The organism is Paraburkholderia hospita, assembly GCF_002902965.1.
Lineage (GTDB): Bacteria > Pseudomonadota > Gammaproteobacteria > Burkholderiales > Burkholderiaceae > Paraburkholderia > Paraburkholderia hospita.
The window spans coordinates 252814-269457 of record NZ_CP026109.1; the positions used below are offsets into that span (position 1 = coordinate 252814).

A 16644-nucleotide genomic window follows, 5' to 3' on the forward strand; every position below is an offset into this window, starting at 1 on the left:
GCCTTATAATATTTATTGAACGGTCTGGTCGCGTGAATATGCCGGGGTATGGCTATGATCAATGCAGATCTTGGGCAACAGCTTGAGGCCTACGTCGCGAAGTTGGTCGAGTCGGGTCGCTATGGCTCGGAAAGCGAGGTTCTGCGCGAAGGCGTAAAGCTCATTCAGGATCGCGAAATGCAGCTCGTCGCGCTGGATGCGGTCATTGAGCGCGGCATTGGCGATTCGAAGGCGGGACGGGGCAACCTCGCCGAGGACGTGTTTGACCGGCTTGAAGCAAAATATCATGCAGCGGCGGGCAGCAAGCGATGATTGTCCAGATCCTTCCTGATGCCGAGGCCGATCTTGAGGCCATCGGCGATTACATGGCCCGCGACAACCCCCGTCGCGCCCTGAGTTTCGTGCGCGAACTGCGCGAGAAGTGCATTCGCCTCGCCGACATATACGTCGCATTCCCAATCGTGCCGCGCTACGAAGACCGTGGCGTGCGTCACCGGGTTCACGGCGGCCACCAGATTTTCTATCGTGTTGTTGGCGAGCCTCCCGAACGCGTCGACATCATTCACATCCTGCACAGCGCGCACAACTACGCCGCGGTCCTTTTTCGCTGAATTCGCGCGAGTTGCCCGACGGCGATCCGTTTATTTCCGCAGGTCTGTCTTGTGTTTGAGCGCGAGTACAGACGCCTGCCCGACAAGTCCATACATCGCGAGGCTATCTGATTGATCGACGGGCTCCAATGGAAGCGAGCCGGGCTCTTCACATCCGGGCGGCGACGTTCTGCACAAAGGTGACTTTGCCGATCGGCAATACCTCACTGTCCATCGGGAGCCCGAATTCCGACGTCCGTAAGCGTGAAAACGCGCCTCACTTCGCCGCTTCCAGCGGTGCCCACACCGACGGGTTTCCGGATGCCAATGAATTGTCTGCGCACGCAGGCTATGCCGGGTTGCACCAGACCTGGAGATTGAACGCCAATACAAAAGACCTGGACTGATTTAGATCTTACGAATTTTCGCGCGCACGCATCGATGGGTGCGACGGGCTACTGCGTCTATCGCGACAAGAGGACGTTTCATACCTGATGGGTTTCCTATTGACGGGTGGGGCGGTGCTGTTCGAACGCCGTCTGGCATGAAACGCAGCGGGCCGTGTAGGGCGCGGCGACAAGGCGCTCATAACCGATCGGGTCGCCGCAATCGACGCATGCCCCGTAGCGGCCGGCGGCGACGCGAGCCAGCGCCGCGTCGATCTGCTGCAGTTCGTCGAATTCGTGCCGCGCGAGCGCAGTGCGCAACTGATCGCTCGCTTTGCGCGATGCGGTCTCGTCGGCATGCGACTCGGGGCCCAGCTCTTCGGGCGGCCGTGCTCCAGCGAGATCGCCGTATTCGCCGCGCAGCGTCGCCAGCAGCTCACGACGGCGCTCGCAGAGCCTTTGTTGTAACAGCCCGAGTTCGGAACAGGTGAGGGTGATCATGGACAAGGCTCGATGTGTTCTGAAACGCCACGCAACGGGTGGCATCGCGAAGGCGTTCCGTCATGTGCGTACTACCACACAGGCCAAACCAAGCATGCACCCGCCGGGCGGTTAGCACAATGCGACAGTAACGATCCCGTCTGACGATCCTGAGTTTCGTCGCTAAAGCCCTACCAATGAAGCCGGACGCTGGGTGGTGAATGAGTGGGACCCACACAATGAAATGTTTAACTCACGCGAGATTTGAGGCAGAAGCGACGCGTCACAGCGGTACGTTGAACGCCTCAAGCGCCTGTGAAACAATGGTTAGAGATCACATATAGCAGGACATAACGTGCATCATGGCCCATGACCAACAGCGCCGCCGGACCGTTCTGCATTTTGCGCTCTATGGCGCGGAAGCCGACCAGTCCTGGGTCGACATGGTGCATTACGAACGCATTCCCCTGCGCGCCGGCCGTTTCGACTTCGACATCAAGCCGCACGTCCACGATGCGCTGATCCAGGTGCTCTACGTCACCGCCGGGGGCGGCGAAACCTTTATCGACGGCAAGACCTGGGTAGTCGAACCGCCATGTCTGATCGTCGTGCCAGCACGCTCGGTCCACGGCTTTCACTTCCGGAGCGACATCGACGGTCACGTGATCACCGCCGCGCAGTCTGCGCTGGAATCGCTGGCGATGACGGCCGCGCCCGAGTTGCTGGAATTCATCCGCACGCCGACGGTGCTGTCGGTCGATCCCGACGTCGAGCGCGGCACACCTCTGGACACCCTGTTTCAGTCGATCGGGCACGAGGCGGAGAGCCACGAGCGCTGGCAGTTCACCGCAGGCGCAGCACTGACCATCGCCCTGTTCGTCAAGATCGGGCGCCTCAGCGAGAGCGCCCGGCTTTCGGCCAGTTCCGAGCATCGGACAATGGCCGCGCGGATCGAGCGGTTCCGCGCGCTTCTTGACCGCCATTGCCGTGAGCGGCGGCCGGTCGCCAGCTATGCCGACGAGATGGGCGTGTCGACCGGCCAGCTCTCCCGCATCTGCCGCGCCACCTTCGGGGTCTCGGCAATCGAGGCAATCGATGCACGCTCGATCCATGAGGCCAAGCGGCTGCTCGGTTATTCGACGCTCAGTGTGAAGCAGATCGCGAGTGAACTGGGGTTTCAGGACGAGGCCTATTTCGGTCGTTTCTTTCGCAAGCAGACGGGACTCCGGCCAACGGAATACCGCTCTGCGGCTCACGATCGATCCTTGCCGCCCGACAAGGGGAGAGCGGGCTGACTCTACCTCGCCCCCGTCATCCGATTTAGGCCGATAAGCCACCCAGCTTCACGAACATATGCTCCGGCCCGGAATTGGTCAGATTGTTGCCCCGCACATACTGGATCGGCCTTGCCGGATCGAACGCTATGTCGCCGACCTTGCGGGCCAGAGCCTTCGTCGCGATCAGTGTCTCCAGCTTGGCGAGCGGCGCGCCAAGGCATTTGTGCATGCCGTTGCCGAAACCCAGGTGGCCGCTGGAGTCGCGGTCGATGTCGAACGTCTCACCCTCGGCAAACTTTCGGCTGTCGCGATTTGCGGCCGACAGCAGCAATCGCACCACCGCGCCCTTGGGCAGATCAACGCCCGCGACGGTGGTCGCCTCGGTGGTGATGCGGCTCACGCGCTGGACCGTTCCACGATAGCGCGCCACCTCTTCGACAAAACGGTCAGCGTCGGCGGGGTTTTCGCGGATACGTCCCAGCAGATCCGGCTGTTCGGCGAACATGCGAAAAGCGTTGGCGACAAGGATAGTCGTCGTGTCGTGCCCGGCGATGAAGACGAAGGCGCACAGCTCCTTCGCTTCCTTTTCCGAAAGCAGCCCGTCCTTCCACATGCGCGCGATATGCCCGCCGATCGACTGGCTGTCGGTGAGAACGAGCCGTTCCAGCGCCCGCTTCAGGTAAGCGAAGAAAGCCTGCGCGCTCTGCTCGTCGGTGCCCGTCCCCGGCGCATTGCGGGCGAGGCGCCCGAAGTAGCTAAAGGTCTCGTCCGACCAGAACTTCATCTTCTCCTCATCCTCGTTCGGCACGTCGATCATCGTGGAGATGGTCGAGATGCTGAGCGGGATAGCGAAATCGTTGACGACATCACCGCCGCCTTTGGCAATCATCGCGTCGAGCAGGTCCTCCGCCCTTTGCGCGATCTGCCTGATAAAAGGATCGAGCGCCAGCGGCAGGAAGGACGGCTGGACGACCTTGCGTAACCGCGAATGGTCGGGTGCATCGAACAGCGTCAGGAACGTCAGCGGTGGCGGGCTGACGACCTCGGAGGAAAACAGCTTCGGGTTGCGGATTGCCTGATAGACGTCGTCATAGCGCGAGAGGAACCACACGTCCGAAGTCGCCGACTGGCACCGCAGCACCGGCGCATGCTCTCGCATCCAGCGGTAGTGCTCGTAGGGGTCGCCTTGCGAGCCGTCATCGACCACCTTGAACGGCTCCAGCCCCTCGGGCCAGTCCAGTTCGTGTGAATAGGGCGGAAGGGTCCTGGACGTGAACGGGCAGACCTGCGGCGCGCTCTCCGGCACAGCAGACAGGAGAGAGGGGGGCGCTGCGACCATGGGTGTCGTCTTGACCATCGCCATATGCTCCAGCGCCCGGCTCATCGTGGCCCTGGAATGGAGCGCATGCAGCGCGATCACGTCGCGCGCCGCGTTCAGGTCGCCCAGTTCGAAGGCAGCGACGATGTCCCGGTGCTGCTGGACGATATCGCCGACGATCTCGATCTGGTCGGTCAGCGCGCGAGCGATGTAGTCCTGCACGGTCAGTTGCCGGTAGAGCGCGATCAGCTGGGCATTTCCGGAAGCTTCGATCGTGAACATGTGGAAAGCGTGGTTTGCCTCGATGTAGCGAGGAACATCGGTAAAGCGCCGCCCGGACACGAACTGCGCCGTCGCCTCGGCGAGCTGGCGGAAGATGATCAATTGCTCGGTCGACAGCCGGCCCATGGTCAACTGAGCTGCCCCCAGTTCGAGAACCATGCGCAGGTCGAAGGCTTCATCGACATCAACAGGAGCAATGCGCTCCTCGCCGGTCTGGACCACCAGGCCGGTGCCGGCGAACTTCTCGTAGTAGAAATTGCGCGGCGTCAGCCCTTCGGACGAGAGGAAGCTGCGTACCGCATCAACCATCGGCGGCGGGCCGCAGAGGTAGACGTCCGCATCGCCACCGTTGAGCTGGGAGGCGCTGATGTGGTGGGTCACATAGCCCTTGCTGGGATGGGCGCTGTCGGGGCTGGCCACGGTGCAGGCATAGGTGAAGTTCGGCAGCCGCTGCGCATCGATTTCAAGCCGGTCGATGCCAACCAGATCAGCATCGCTGTTCACACCCAGGATCATGTGGATCGGATACGGGCTGCCGCCGTCTTCGACGATCTTGTCCAGCATCGAGAGGAACGGCGCGAGACCCGTGCCACCCGCCAGAAACAGCACCGGCCGTTCAATCGGGCGCAGGTAGAAGCTTCCCATCGGGCCGCGAAACTCGATTGGGTCGCCTGCCTTGGCGGTTTGGCAGAGCCAGGTCGACATCATCCCTTGACGCACATTGCGCACAAGGAAGGACAGGTGCGGCTCGGACGGCCCGGAGCTAAAGGAGTAGGACCGTGTCTGATCGGTGCCGGGCACCCGGATGTTGACATACTGCCCAGGAAGGAAGCTGAGATCTGCGCGGTTCTCGAGTTCGACCGAGAAGGCGATCGTGGTGTCTGACGCTCGATGGCAGGCGACGATCCGTCCGCGGTGGGAGCATGGGCCGGTACCCGAGACATCGGAGTTCGTGGCGATCTGGATCACGCAGTCGGAACGTGGGCTCATCTGGCAGGTGAGAACCTTGCGGGCGGTCGCCTCCTCCGGGCTAAGCGCGTCTTCGACGCAGTCGCCCAGAACGTACTCGCCGGACTCGCAGATCGCCTTGCAGGTGCCGCACACACCATCACGGCAATCGAGTGGAATATTGATCCTGGCGCGAATGGCGGCATCGGTGACGCGCTCGCCCTCCTCGCATTCGATGAAGCGGGTCACTCCGTCCTCAAAACGGAGGGTCATCTGATGGGCCATGGCGGTGTCTCCTCTAGAGCCGCCCGAACATGCCGCTCCGCTGGCGGTATGTTCGAGGGCGGGCGCGCGAGGTAGCCTTGTTTCTCGCAAGCGCCCGGTGGGTTTGGTGACACCAATCTAGAGCCTGAGGGGCGTTCCCCTCAATGGACAGAGACGACGTTCACCCGGACAAAACGTGCATGGTGATGGATGCCGGATGACCGCAGTAACCTGGGGTTCTGTCGCAGTAACGCGGTCCGCTATGATGTGCGGAACGACACGAACTACTGAAAGCTCGATGAAGACGTTGAATCCGGCGGTGGCCCGAGTGCTCAAGCGCCTGCATTATCCGCTCGACGTGATCCTGACTTGCGTGCGCTGGTACGTGGCCTATCCGCTGAGCCTGCGGCACCTCGAAGACATGATGGCTGAGCGCGGCGTTTCGGTCGATCATTCGACTGTGCACCGCTGGGCTATCAAGCTGTTGCCGGCACTGGAGAAAACGTTTCGCGGTCGCAAGCGGCCGGTTGGCAAGAGCTGGCGGATGGACGAAACATACATCCGCGTCAAGGCCGAATGGCGGTATCTTTACCGGGCCGTCGACAAGGACGGCAACACCATCGACTTTCTGCTACGCGCTCATCGGGACAAGACTGCTGCCCGGCGTTACTTTGAGAAATCGATCGTCTGGAACCGTGCTCCCGAGACGGTGACCATCGACAAAAGCGGCGCCAATCTCGCCGCGCTCGAAGCGATCAATGCCGATCGTGGAGCTCCCATCAAGATCCGTCAGTCCAAATATCTGAATAACGTGGTCGAGCAGGACCATCGGGCGATCAAACGACGAACGCGGCCGATGCTGGGGCTCAAGACATTTCGCTGTGCCCGGATCATTCTTTCCGGCATTGAGGTTATGCACATGATCGCGAAAGGACAGATGAAGTGCGCTCGCGGAACCCATTCGTCCGCCGCTGATCAATTCTACGACCTCGCAATATAAGCAGTACTTCGAATATCGATCTCGTTCGCCCCTCGATCCTTACCGCGACAAAACCGCTTCGTATCAAGTAGCGGCCGCTTGCGCAATCGTGGCCCGCTCAGGAATCAGGAGTGAGTCGCCGTCACACCGGCGGGATGACGCCGCGCAGACTGATTCGCAGCTTGAGGACGGAGGTCGTTTCGGATGGTCGGTAGTAACTTACTATGAAAACTCCCATCGCCCTATTCGCGGGCCCGACTTTAGCCCCAGCTTTGGCGCGGTCTCCGTAGTAGATCATTCTCCTTTACAGGCTTTCGATCCAAACCACGACGTGCTTCAGGTCGCTCAGATTGGTGTCTCCCACGGTATGTCTGCCCGCAAGAATTGTCTTTGCCTTACCGTCAACCAACTTCTTCTTGGAATACCTATCGGTGCCGCCGTCGTAGCCGCCAACGTCGCGCTTCTCTAACCGCGCCGTCAATAATTTGCGAAGTACAAAGAGGTTGCTGGAGTCCTGCTCCTTGAATTGCGCCTCCGGTCTGTAATTTTTGCGTGTCAATGCCGTATTCATGTCCTCGGGCGCGTTGAATGTGTTCGCGGTCCACGCGACGGTCCCCAAATTGAGCGCTTGTTTCTCCGACGATAAGTTGTCTAAAAGGGCCACCCACATGTACAACTTGAGGTTAGTCGGAATGTTCGTTGTTCCGAGCGTACTCTTGAACCACATCTTCTTGTACAGATCGATTGGCTTATTGGCCAGATTCAATTCGCCCTGGGCCTTGATGATTGCATACCACTGCAATCGATGCGTGAATTCGCCATGCGCAGATTCTGCCCCTACGTCCTTGAACATGTATCCGTGCTTCAACAGGACCATGAAATCTGTAGGGTGTATATTACCGATAATCTTCGGTACGCTGGCTGGAAGACTGACGTCTTGTGCGTTTCCTCGCTTGCTTTCGGTCGTTCTTCCTTTATCTGTCAATGTCACCTGGCTGCCTTTCCCCTCGCCGAAAACCGAGTTGTCGTGCAGCAGTCCACTCTTGGCCTGGCTGAATCCAGCTTGTGTTTCGACGTCGAGCAATGCACGCGTCAATATTTTTCGGGTGACCTCTTTCGTGTCGAAGTCCGTTTTTGTAAGCGAGCTCGTGGAAGCCCGAAGCTGTTTCACATTCTCCAATGCCAATTCGCGCAGCTTGTTTTCCAATGGAATCAGCTTGTGTAATACCTCATCGGTCCGCGTCAGAAATGCGCCAATAGCGGCGTAATCGTCGGCGTAACTCGATTCCGTGCTGCTTTTGCAAAGGTCCGGGAAATAATATTCCATTATCTCCTGCTTGAACTGCTCCTTCGCCATCCCTATTCTTAATGGGTAAGGCATGATCCTGCTCCCAGAATGATCGATCTCAACCAACGCGCGGAGCCGCACGGCCAGCCTGCGGATCTCACGCGTACCCACTCATTCTAGGATAGTCTCATATCGACAATTTGTAGTACGCGCTCACTTGCGTTCGCAGCCAAGGTTCGATTCATCGATACGAGAGCTTGAAAGGAATGACTCTCATTGAATTCTCTCCCGCCAAGTCGCTGAGTTACGACGCTGTCGTCAACACCACGTATGCGTCCGCACAAGAGGGGGACATCGAGGTCGGCTATCAGTTCTGATCGGTCGGGCCGTTTAGCCGGTCGACCTGTCGAAGACTGTGCCCAGGCATCTTGAGTTCAGCGTCCGGTTGACTTCCCAAACCGGCCTCCCGAGTCGCTGCAATTGGAAGGACCGGTCAGGGTCCGCGAAGAGGCGTTCAGCAACGCCGGTAACTGTCATTCGCGTCGGCCGACGTCAACCATCTGACACGCTGAGCATGGTTTGCCGACATCCCGTTGAACCACAACGGCACGCATACTGTCGCCTGATCTCATCGGTGGGTTCCCCGTCGACGGCCAGCGCATAGTCAATAAACAACTCGCAGCCGGGCGCGATGTCGGCGAGCGCATGAATGAAGACACGATCGCCCGACTCAATGGCTTCGCAATTCGGTACGCATGCGTGGTTCAGGAAGCGTGCGCTGTTGCCGCCGCGGCTGCCATCAATCACCCGTCCGTCCGCGAGTCCGAAGACGAACGTGTGGCCAGCGTCGGCGCGCTGGCGCGCGGCGGCCCGCCGCCAGTTGGTCAGCTCACCCGTGTACTCGATAAGCCGCTCGCCGGCAGCGATGGGCCGTAGCGCGAAGAGCCCTTTGCCATGCACTGACGAGCGTCGTGCAGTTATCCGTCTCTGTTGCACGTGTGAAGTCCTGTTGGGTGAATGTCCAATCATCGCGGTTCAAAAATCAGGCGCGAAGCATATCGCTACTTCCACTAAAGACTCAACTCCGCATGAAGGCATTGCGCAACTAACTGTCTGATGCTCCAAGGTAGGATCCAGCTTCGCCAAAGACCTGCCGACAGGAAAGGGGGCCTTCGGGAGCGAGGCGGTGCCTCGTCAGCCAGCTCGTGGGTTGCCGGACCGACATACGTGCGGTAGGGTGGCGTCCGGTCCACCAGTATCGGGGACGTTATTGCTCAAAGGGAGACTGACAGATGAACAAACACGAATTGATTGACGCCGTTGCGGCTACCACAGGCGAAAGCAAGGCCAGCACGGGCGAAACCATTGATGCCATTCTCGAGACCGTCACGGCTGCAGTCACGCGCGGCGAAACAGTCCAACTCATCGGATTCGGCTCGTTTTCGACGGGTGCGCGCGCTGAACGTACTGGCCGTAATCCGTCGACGGGCGAAACCATCACCATTCCGGCGGCGAAGACCGTCAAGTTCGCTGCAGGCAAAGCGTTCAAGGACGCAGTGAATACCCCGTGAAAGGGTCTGCGTGGATCCTGTCGCTGGGGTGCGGTGCCCGCTGGTGCTAATGAAACGCAGCACTTTCTGGTTCCCTTTAGCGTGGATTGCCGGATCGCAGGACTCAATGTGAGGTTCGACGCACCGGAAGTGCTCGGTCATCCCTGACTTCCGCGCGTGGCCATGCCCACCGACCGTACTGGCGGTGGGCATTTTTTCGTAGCGAGGGCTTCTCAGGGAACGCTTGAGACTGATGATGGCTCGCAAAGCACGCCTAATGGCGCTGCAGCCTCTCGGCGCATCGATCGTGGATTTCGCCGACGAGTGGCACGCGGTAATCGAGGCGCCCGCCGTCCGTAAAGAGTGACGCCAGTGCTTTCTCCGTCCTGAGCTCAAACGTCGCAAGGATGTCGGGTGCCAGGTCGACCGCCATGCGGACGATACTGATACGGTCCGGCCATTCAGGTTGCGCGCCGTTGGCGTGCATCCAGACGAGCGAGAGTTCGACCAGATGATCCGTCCTGAGCCAGTCGCCGGTGCGTGCCATGGCCACTAGTTCACCGGCCACGAGGTAACACAGCATTTCTGCCCGTGCTTCATCGTCGAAGATTGTTGTCATGGAGACACGCTCACGGGCGCGCGAAATCGGCGGCCGTCAGTTCGAGATGCGTGGATGGATGCGCCAGCACCTTGCGCTCGGCGATCGCACGGATGCAGCCATAGCCATTGCGGAAGGCACGCAGCATCCGGGTGTCATCGGCGTTAGGTTCAAGCCAGAAGCAGTCCTGCAGTGCCCTGATCGTGACCACGCATTCGACCGTCCCCTGGGGACCGGGAAGGCTGAACGATATGCCGCGGCCGGCAAGTACCTGAGGGGCGACTTCAAGGGTGTCCATGAGAATCAGAAGGGAATGCGAGAGAAGTGGGTGAGTGATTGTTGCACGGAGAAAGCGGCGTGAAAATTGGGGGGGCGTTCGGTGTCAGGCTCGTTCGGCCACGTTTGCGGCGACCCCGAAGATTCTCACCGATCACAGGCTTGGCATGTCACGCGACAAGGCACGCCACGACCTCATTTTCGCGCGGCGAACGCCTCTGCAAACTGGCGTGCCCGTTTGACCTCATCGCTGTGGAGGTAGATCGAGGTGGTGGAGACGGACGCATGACGAAGATTGTCGCGCACCGCGGTGAGTTCCGCGCCGCTGCCCAGCGCGTGCGTGGCGTGGGTGTGCCGCATCCAGTGCGGACTGGCGCGCCGCAGCTTGTCCGCAAGCGGCGCGTGGTCGGCCTCAATCGCTTTCGCCGCCAGCAGGAAAAACCGTCGTATCACGACCCACAGGCGCGCACTGCTGATGGCCGAGTCGCTGTCCGTTTCCAGGGCGCCGATGATGGGGGTTGCCGGATGCCAGCGCACGGGCACGACGGGTAATTCGCGTTCAGCCAGATAGCGCGCCAGTCCATCCCACGCGAGCGGCGGCAGCGCGACGCGCGCGGATTTCTTGCCTTTGCCGGTAACCCGTAACCAGTGCTCGCCGCGCGCGTCCGTTTCCGCCTGGCCCAGGGTCGCGCCAACCAGTTCACTGGACCGGAGCCCCGTTGCATAGCCGAAATCGAGCAGGAAACGCAGCCGCTGCGCCGCGGGTGCACTCCAGCCGTAGGACCATTCGAGCCCGTCGGCCATCGTGCGCACCAGTGCCCACTCGCCGTCCGTAAAGGCGCGCGAGGCGTCGAGCGCGGTCGGACTGCTGCCGCGCACCTTGACGCCCGCGAACGGATTGGCCAGCACGTAGCGCTGCTCCACGAGCCAGCGGAACAGCGCGCCGAGGATCGACAGCGCGTGGGCCACCGAGCGCGTGGAGAGACTCCCATTGAAGGGTCGCCAGTCGGGTGAGGTGCGGGCCCGCCCCGGACCGACCCAGCGCGCGCGGGGCGAGGGCTGCCGCAGGAAGGCGCGGTAGGCGATGGCGTCCTCGGTGGTGAGCGAGGACAGCGCGCGGCCGTGCTCAACAATGGCCCACAGGATCAGGCGTTCGGCCTCCTTGCGGTAGGTACGCTGGGTCGCGGGGGATTCGTGCAGCGCGAGCCAGGTCTGCACCGCCTGATAGTCGTTGGTTGCATCGAGCGTGCAGGTTGCACGCGGCGCGCGGAAGGTACCGGCTGTCCCGTCGACCTCGTGCGGCAGGCGGATCGCTTCCCACGGCACGATGTCGTTGCGCTGGCGGGTGACCACCAGCGCGCGTGCTTTCTCCGTGAGGGCAGGCCATGCGGCGAAGAACGCTTCAATGGCGCGTGCGCTGGCCACGCCGAGTCCGGGCACCGCCTTCCACCACTGGCGCCGGCGCGGAATGCGCACGGTCAGATCCGCGAGCGTCGTGATGCCGTGTGCGTTTAACACCCGTACCGCGCGCGGTGCGAACCAGTGTGCGATGTCGTCCGCGATCCGGGGTGCCGGCGGGCGCGCCGTGCGCAGCGCGTCGATGGCGTGACCCACGGCTTTCGCATGCTGTTCGCGCGCGGCAGATGGATGGTCCAGCAGTCCAGCGAGATCGCCGCGATGCGCGGCGCGCGCGAGCGCGACGAGCCTGCGACGGATCTGGCCGAGCACGCCGCGCGCCGACTTGCCGCCACCCAGACATGCGGGCAGATAGCGCGCGACGGCCTGCCGCACGGGCAGGCCCGCGTACCACGCGCGCAGCACGGCGAGTTCATCCGCATCGGGAAAGCCGGGAGGAGGTTCGCTGGCGGGCGGGGCGGGAATCGGGTCAGGCCATTTTTGCATGCCTCAAGTTTAGCGCACAAACAGCGCCATTATGATAAGAAAACTTATCATAATAGCACGGTTCGGCTGCACGTTCTTCTGAAAAATCCGGGTCCGGTCGGGTTCATGGTTCACGTGAGAAGCGCAGGCGCACCGGCGGCAGGCAGCGCTATCGAGGGCGGGGTGCCGTTGTGAGTGCGCTGATACCCGGTACTTACCTTCGCTGGCTGTTGCAGTAACTTCCCCTCGCGAAGACCCTCGATGACTACGACGCGCTGCGATCCTGGAAGATGCCTGCCAATCTCCACTGATCATCGTCGCTTCTACAACTCATGCGCCTTCGGAACTAACTCTGAGAAGCGTCGGGCCTAGCGCAAGTATCGTCATACGTCTAACACGGCAAATGCGCGCTCGCCGCGCAGTCTGCTGATGGCAACCGGCCTTATTTAATGGTCAGAAGAACAGTCGTGAAACTGAATGACATATCTCTCTGCTTTGGTCATTTGCTGCTGTCTCGTACTATCTCGTTCGAGGTTGAGCCAATGTACGAGGCACTTTTATGAACGTGAAGCTCCCGTCTGTCGTCGTCTCCTATGTGCGCCAGCTGCGCATTTCACTTTGCATCGGTGCACTGGTTTACTTCGCCTACGGAACGGGTACGTCCATGTGGGAAAGCCCCTGGTTGTCTGGAACAGCGATGTTCATGGCGCTTTCCGCGCCACTCTTCTCGTTTCTCTGCAATTTTGCCGACGCCGCGATGGTCCGCGTAACGCGCCTCGTCACGATGGGAAAGCTCGGCCGGTTTCTCGTACAGCTGACATTCAACCTGATTTTCATGTCAGCGGTTGTGCACGGCGGCCTGGTCAGCCCAGTCGACATCGCCCACATTGGTGGGGTGCCCGGTGCCGCACTGCTTGCCACACTCGTCTCGCAAGGTACGCAGTATGTGGCTGTTCTGATCGCCAGTTGCGGCTTCGGCACCCGCGACGGCAACGTAACTCTGGGTTATCTCGTGAGTGTCTCGGTCATCGCGTTGTCGATGCTTGGACATCCTCATCTCCAGCACGGGTTTGAAATATCGAGCATGGCATTCGGCGGCTTCATCCTTGCGCTTGGCCTGATCAAGGACGCGCGATGGCTGGCAGGGCTGGCAATGAGGCGATTGCAATCCAGTCATGCGTAAGTTGTTTTAAGGCTCCACGTACGTGCCCGGCATTGATGAGAGTGACTTAGATGAGCAGAGAGATCCAGATGATCAACACTATTGCTTCGAAAGACCTGCGCAGAATCATTGGCCAAAGCGTCGACCCCACTGTCACCGGACCGGTATTGGTTAGAAGTGACATCCCCGAGGGACCCGTAGCATTGACGCCGACGCGTCACTACTATTGCGATGGGCGTCTTTTGGCGTACGAGATCACCGACGCTGAAGCGTTCTTGACGTTGCTTCGGCAAGCCAAGGCCGAACATGGTGATCACGGCGCCACTGTGCTACTTCCTGCCGTTGAACTCTTCCGGAACAGGCGGCTATTCGTGTCACACGATGGCATGGCGGTATTCGCCCTCGGCAACACGGAAGACACGCGCGGCTATCTCTCCAGTGTATGCAAATCGCCGAATTACCCAGGATCCATGACACAACTGCTTCAGCTGGCGATCCAGGAGGGCGCCAACCACCTGTACTGCTTCGATACATGCCTGACGGCTTACTATCGCAGACTGGGTTTCAGGCCGGTATGTCGCGTTTCGTTCGAGATGTTCGGCGAACCATGTGACTGGAATCGCGAAACGTTCCGCGCATACGGACCCGCCGGGAAAGCGGGTTGCCCGGACGTGAACTACTTCTGCTATGAGCCCTGCCAGCCGCTGTCATGCGCGGCCGATCCAGTCGACGTGGCTCTCGTCAGCACCGACATCCCGTACGCTTCGTCGCTGCAGCAGGCCAAAGACATCCTGAAAGGAGAAGTGGACAGAGTATCGGCGTTGCACTAACGCTGCGCGAGGGCCCTCAGCTTTGCTCACTGCGCCGACGCCGCGCTAGTGATCGCGTTCACGGCCGCAGCCGCCGCGGACGCCACCGACTCGACGGGATTCTCGCGCTCGTATTCGCGCAGTTCGGTGACCGCGTTGTAGAGAATCGTAGCGATCACCCGCAACACGAAACGACGATCTACGCTGCGACACCAAGCGTCGGGTTCGTTTTCTTGGCCGGATCATTCATGAGTCGGGCTCTTCTTTCATGGTGATCGTCGTGGTATCACTATTGAGTGTATTGGTCCACAGATGCTTCCTGATAGTTCAAATCGGAGCGGACGCCGTGAGTTTTTCTCGTCGAATCCTGATTGCCGTGACGGTCTGCGCGGTTGCCGCCGGATGCCTGTCGCAGCCGATCGGCCCGGCGGTTGCCGTGAAGCCAGGGCGAGACAAGCCGTTCACGGTCTTTCTGCAGGAGGATGCGCAGTGCAAGCAGTATGCGAGGGAGCAGTTGGCGGGCGGCGCGGACACGCGCGCTGCGAGCGACGCCCAGGTGCCGCGGGCACAACTGAACGTGCAGCAAAGATACGATCTTGCGTACCTGGAATGCATGCGGGCGAAGGGAAACGAGATGTCGGAGCGTGCGGGCGCGAACCACACAGCATGATCAAGCGACCTTTCGCAAGGCGCCATGCTAGCTGCTCGCCGATGTCCGCTCCATGCGCTTTGCGCCGCGGGAACCGGCGCACTGCCGGATCGCGCTCGAGGCCAATCGCGAGATCATACTCGCCGAGCGCTTCCGTCCAACATCGCGAAGTGTGCCAACACCAGCTTCGCCTCTTCGAGCACTGCGAAGGCGTTCTGGTAGTCGTCGCTCACGAGTGCGTTGAGCACTGCAGCCCGCATGGCCCGCGCCCGCGGAGGCTCACGGCGGATAGGTGCGGGGCTTCGAGTCATTACGGGGGCCACCGAAGTAGCGGCCCTAGCTCAACAGAATTCCGAAGAAGCGTACATGCCTACGCCCTTTCATCCGCCCTATAAATGGCAGGAACAAGGAGACATCACATGGACCCCAAAACCATCCTTTCTCATTACGACGAGGGTTCGCTTTGGCCCGCCAGGATCAGAAGGAGGCCTACCACGCAGCACTCCTCGTGCGTGCCCTCCGAGAAGCTCGCGGCGAACATGTTGTGGGCTATAAAGTAGGTTTCACCAATCGCACAATCTTGGAGCGATACCAGGTATTCGCCCCAATCTGGGGGCCAACGTGGGATACGACCGTCATGCACTATGATGGCCGAGGCAAGGTTTGCCTGCAGCGCACCTCGCTACCGCGACTCGAGCCAGAGGTCGTATTCGGTCTGTCACGGACGCCGCCGGTGGATGCGTCCTACGATGAGCTATTCGATTGCCTAGATTGGATCACACCGGGCTTTGAAGGCTCTGGTGCAAATAGGTGAGTTGGCCGAGATGTTTCCTATAGATATGGATACCTTATTGATCGAACAGGACGGCATTCCAGACTGTGGGCGCAGTGGTATCCCTGAGGCCGAACTTCGCGAGGTTGAACCGCCCCTTGCGAATGCGATGCATCAACTCGATGCCTGAAATCGTGGTCGCAGCACTGCTGAACCGTTTGAAGCCGACCATCGCGTTCGTTCTGGACTTGATGTTTCGATGGTCCTGCTCAATCAGATTGTTCAGGTACTTTGAGGAGCGGACCTTCGCTTCTTCAGGCAGCACGCCGTCGGCCTTCATCTCACGCACCGCCCGATGCGAGGCAGCATACCCATCGAGCGTGATCGTCTTCGGCGGCTGGCCCTGATTTTTGATTCAACTGGTTGCGGGTTTTCTGAGGCGGCTAAATTTGTCTGCGAGCCGCATCAGGACTGGATCTGGCGATCTGCGCCGCCAGATCGGTTAAAGTCCGGATTTGTGGATGTTACGGATGGCTGGAAGTCAATGCGGGCAAACGATTCCAACGAAATTGAGTGTTGAGCAGTTCGAGCAATTTGTCGACATAGTCGCACGTTCGAACGGCAGGCGAGCAATCCAGGACACTCGTCGAGGAAACGTACGGAGAGTGCAATCAGCGTGATATCTCAAACAAAACCCCGCAGGCGACGCGATCCAGCAACTGTGCGTGGCGTTCGCCAGTCCACCAACGGGCGAACGGTCCGGCGCGATGATGTCCAATGACAATCAGATCAACCCTTAGATTCCCGGCAATCGTGGCAATCCTGTCGATGGGATCCCCGACGCAATATTGTCCTTGCACCGTGAGTCCGCAATTCGACAGTCGGTTGGTACCTTCCTCGAGAATCGATCTTGCCGCGTCCTCGTCCATCTCGAACGCCATCGATGACAGCACGTCGTATCCGCTCGTCCACCACGAGCTATCAACCACCGCTAACAGATGCGTCTCTGCTTGCAGTTCGCGTGCAAGTGCTGCACCGCAACGGAGTGCTTGACGTCCTTCCGGTGTCCCGTCATAGCAAAGCAGTATGCGGTCGAATGGCGTCATCCTTCGCCTCCACGAGGTACGGCTGTCCA

Annotated in this window: 18 protein-coding genes and 1 pseudogene; 9 read left to right on the forward strand and 10 right to left on the reverse strand. The window is 60.3% G+C overall.

The genetic code is table 11. The features are described 5' to 3' along the window. Positions 1-54: 54 nt before the first annotated feature. The 3 genes from C2L64_RS49975 (at position 55) to C2L64_RS49985 (ending at position 997) form a co-directional block, all read left to right on the forward strand. Positions 55-312, forward strand: coding sequence for a type II toxin-antitoxin system ParD family antitoxin (locus C2L64_RS49975; RefSeq protein ID WP_079495208.1), 258 nt, complete (start codon positions 55-57; stop codon positions 310-312). Further along, positions 309-611 (forward strand): type II toxin-antitoxin system RelE/ParE family toxin, encoded by a 303-nt coding sequence (locus tag C2L64_RS49980; RefSeq protein ID WP_035540044.1) that lies wholly within the window; start codon positions 309-311, stop codon positions 609-611. The genes C2L64_RS49975 and C2L64_RS49980 overlap by 4 nt, the downstream gene beginning before the upstream one ends. 128 nt (positions 612-739) lie before the next feature. Further along, positions 740-997: a hypothetical protein gene (locus tag C2L64_RS49985; RefSeq protein ID WP_007737822.1), complete on the forward strand. Its 258-nt coding sequence runs from the start codon at positions 740-742 to the stop codon at positions 995-997. A 96-nt stretch (positions 998-1093) separates the two neighbouring features. Here C2L64_RS49985 and C2L64_RS49990 read toward each other — a convergent pair whose 3' ends face one another. Continuing rightward, positions 1094-1477, reverse strand: a complete 384-nt coding sequence (locus tag C2L64_RS49990; RefSeq protein WP_007737824.1) for a TraR/DksA family transcriptional regulator — start codon at positions 1475-1477, stop codon at positions 1094-1096. Between the two features lie 341 nt (positions 1478-1818). Between C2L64_RS49990 and C2L64_RS49995 the strand changes: the two genes are divergently transcribed. Then, positions 1819-2751: a helix-turn-helix domain-containing protein gene (locus C2L64_RS49995; protein WP_007737826.1), complete on the forward strand. Its 933-nt coding sequence runs from the start codon at positions 1819-1821 to the stop codon at positions 2749-2751. Positions 2752-2776: 25 nt separating this feature from the next. Here the strand turns inward: C2L64_RS49995 and benC are convergent, their stop codons facing one another. Beyond that, complete coding sequence (benC, locus tag C2L64_RS50000) at positions 2777-5566, reverse strand: benzoate 1,2-dioxygenase electron transfer component BenC (RefSeq protein WP_086915057.1); 2790 nt, start codon at positions 5564-5566, stop codon at positions 2777-2779. A 277-nt stretch (positions 5567-5843) separates the two neighbouring features. Between benC and C2L64_RS50005 the strand changes: the two genes are divergently transcribed. After that, positions 5844-6545 (forward strand): IS6 family transposase, encoded by a 702-nt coding sequence (locus C2L64_RS50005; RefSeq protein ID WP_079481960.1) that lies wholly within the window; start codon positions 5844-5846, stop codon positions 6543-6545. Positions 6546-6828: 283 nt separating this feature from the next. Here the strand turns inward: C2L64_RS50005 and C2L64_RS50010 are convergent, their stop codons facing one another. Both C2L64_RS50010 and C2L64_RS50015 read right to left on the reverse strand, forming a co-directional pair. Beyond that, on the reverse strand, positions 6829-7905 hold the full coding sequence (locus C2L64_RS50010) for a LirA/MavJ family T4SS effector (RefSeq protein ID WP_133062089.1): 1077 nt from the start codon (positions 7903-7905) through the stop codon (positions 6829-6831). Positions 7906-8364: 459 nt separating this feature from the next. Beyond that, entirely contained in the window at positions 8365-8808 is a 444-nt protein-coding gene (locus C2L64_RS50015) for an SET domain-containing protein (protein WP_086914367.1), read from the reverse strand. Positions 8809-9104: 296 nt separating this feature from the next. Here C2L64_RS50015 and C2L64_RS50020 point away from each other — a divergent pair, with 296 nt between their 5' ends. Continuing rightward, positions 9105-9383, forward strand: coding sequence for an HU family DNA-binding protein (locus C2L64_RS50020; RefSeq protein WP_090838611.1), 279 nt, complete (start codon positions 9105-9107; stop codon positions 9381-9383). 253 nt (positions 9384-9636) lie between these two features. Here the strand turns inward: C2L64_RS50020 and C2L64_RS50025 are convergent, their stop codons facing one another. The 3 genes from C2L64_RS50025 to C2L64_RS50035 form a co-directional block, all read right to left on the reverse strand. Continuing rightward, positions 9637-9981: a hypothetical protein gene (locus C2L64_RS50025; RefSeq protein ID WP_086914365.1), complete on the reverse strand. Its 345-nt coding sequence runs from the start codon at positions 9979-9981 to the stop codon at positions 9637-9639. A 10-nt stretch (positions 9982-9991) separates the two neighbouring features. Then, positions 9992-10258 (reverse strand): DUF1488 family protein, encoded by a 267-nt coding sequence (locus tag C2L64_RS50030; protein ID WP_086914364.1) that lies wholly within the window; start codon positions 10256-10258, stop codon positions 9992-9994. 173 nt (positions 10259-10431) lie between these two features. After that, positions 10432-12138 (reverse strand): site-specific integrase, encoded by a 1707-nt coding sequence (locus C2L64_RS50035; RefSeq protein WP_090838613.1) that lies wholly within the window; start codon positions 12136-12138, stop codon positions 10432-10434. 538 nt (positions 12139-12676) lie between these two features. Here C2L64_RS50035 and C2L64_RS50040 point away from each other — a divergent pair. Continuing rightward, entirely contained in the window at positions 12677-13300 is a 624-nt protein-coding gene (locus tag C2L64_RS50040; RefSeq protein ID WP_086916718.1) for a hypothetical protein, read from the forward strand. Positions 13301-13350: 50 nt separating this feature from the next. Next, on the forward strand, positions 13351-14109 hold the full coding sequence (locus C2L64_RS50045; RefSeq protein ID WP_086916719.1) for a GNAT family protein: 759 nt from the start codon (positions 13351-13353) through the stop codon (positions 14107-14109). 26 nt (positions 14110-14135) lie between these two features. Here C2L64_RS50045 and C2L64_RS56000 read toward each other — a convergent pair whose 3' ends face one another. Then, positions 14136-14267, reverse strand: coding sequence for a hypothetical protein (locus C2L64_RS56000; RefSeq protein WP_256211656.1), 132 nt, complete (start codon positions 14265-14267; stop codon positions 14136-14138). Positions 14268-14434: 167 nt separating this feature from the next. On the opposite strand from C2L64_RS56000, the gene C2L64_RS53890 reads away from it, so the two are divergent. Continuing rightward, complete coding sequence (locus C2L64_RS53890) at positions 14435-14758, forward strand: hypothetical protein (RefSeq protein ID WP_133062193.1); 324 nt, start codon at positions 14435-14437, stop codon at positions 14756-14758. An 827-nt stretch (positions 14759-15585) separates the two neighbouring features. On the opposite strand, the pseudogene C2L64_RS50065 reads toward C2L64_RS53890, so the two are convergent. Together C2L64_RS50065 and C2L64_RS50075 are read right to left on the reverse strand one after the other, a co-directional pair. Continuing rightward, positions 15586-15924 (reverse strand): annotated as a pseudogene (locus C2L64_RS50065) (DDE-type integrase/transposase/recombinase); the annotation flags it as partial. A gap of 256 nt (positions 15925-16180) precedes the next feature. Next, positions 16181-16615 (reverse strand): universal stress protein, encoded by a 435-nt coding sequence (locus C2L64_RS50075; protein WP_086916721.1) that lies wholly within the window; start codon positions 16613-16615, stop codon positions 16181-16183. Positions 16616-16644 lie beyond the last annotated feature (29 nt).

Coding starts and splice junctions, on each gene's coding strand:
- C2L64_RS50075 (WP_086916721.1), bottom strand. CDS start 16,615: ATGACGCCATTCGACCGCATACTGCTTTGCTATGACGGGACACCGGAA.
- C2L64_RS49985 (WP_007737822.1), top strand. CDS start 740: ATGGAAGCGAGCCGGGCTCTTCACATCCGGGCGGCGACGTTCTGCACA.
- C2L64_RS50025 (WP_086914365.1), bottom strand. CDS start 9,981: ATGACAACAATCTTCGACGATGAAGCACGGGCAGAAATGCTGTGTTAC.
- C2L64_RS49995 (WP_007737826.1), top strand. CDS start 1,819: ATGGCCCATGACCAACAGCGCCGCCGGACCGTTCTGCATTTTGCGCTC.
- C2L64_RS50040 (WP_086916718.1), top strand. CDS start 12,677: ATGAACGTGAAGCTCCCGTCTGTCGTCGTCTCCTATGTGCGCCAGCTG.
- C2L64_RS50035 (WP_090838613.1), bottom strand. CDS start 12,138: ATGCAAAAATGGCCTGACCCGATTCCCGCCCCGCCCGCCAGCGAACCT.
- C2L64_RS50020 (WP_090838611.1), top strand. CDS start 9,105: ATGAACAAACACGAATTGATTGACGCCGTTGCGGCTACCACAGGCGAA.
- C2L64_RS49980 (WP_035540044.1), top strand. CDS start 309: ATGATTGTCCAGATCCTTCCTGATGCCGAGGCCGATCTTGAGGCCATC.
- benC (WP_086915057.1), bottom strand. CDS start 5,566: ATGGCCCATCAGATGACCCTCCGTTTTGAGGACGGAGTGACCCGCTTC.
- C2L64_RS49990 (WP_007737824.1), bottom strand. CDS start 1,477: ATGATCACCCTCACCTGTTCCGAACTCGGGCTGTTACAACAAAGGCTC.
- C2L64_RS50045 (WP_086916719.1), top strand. CDS start 13,351: ATGAGCAGAGAGATCCAGATGATCAACACTATTGCTTCGAAAGACCTG.
- C2L64_RS50010 (WP_133062089.1), bottom strand. CDS start 7,905: ATGCCTTACCCATTAAGAATAGGGATGGCGAAGGAGCAGTTCAAGCAG.
- C2L64_RS50005 (WP_079481960.1), top strand. CDS start 5,844: ATGAAGACGTTGAATCCGGCGGTGGCCCGAGTGCTCAAGCGCCTGCAT.
- C2L64_RS49975 (WP_079495208.1), top strand. CDS start 55: ATGATCAATGCAGATCTTGGGCAACAGCTTGAGGCCTACGTCGCGAAG.
- C2L64_RS50030 (WP_086914364.1), bottom strand. CDS start 10,258: ATGGACACCCTTGAAGTCGCCCCTCAGGTACTTGCCGGCCGCGGCATA.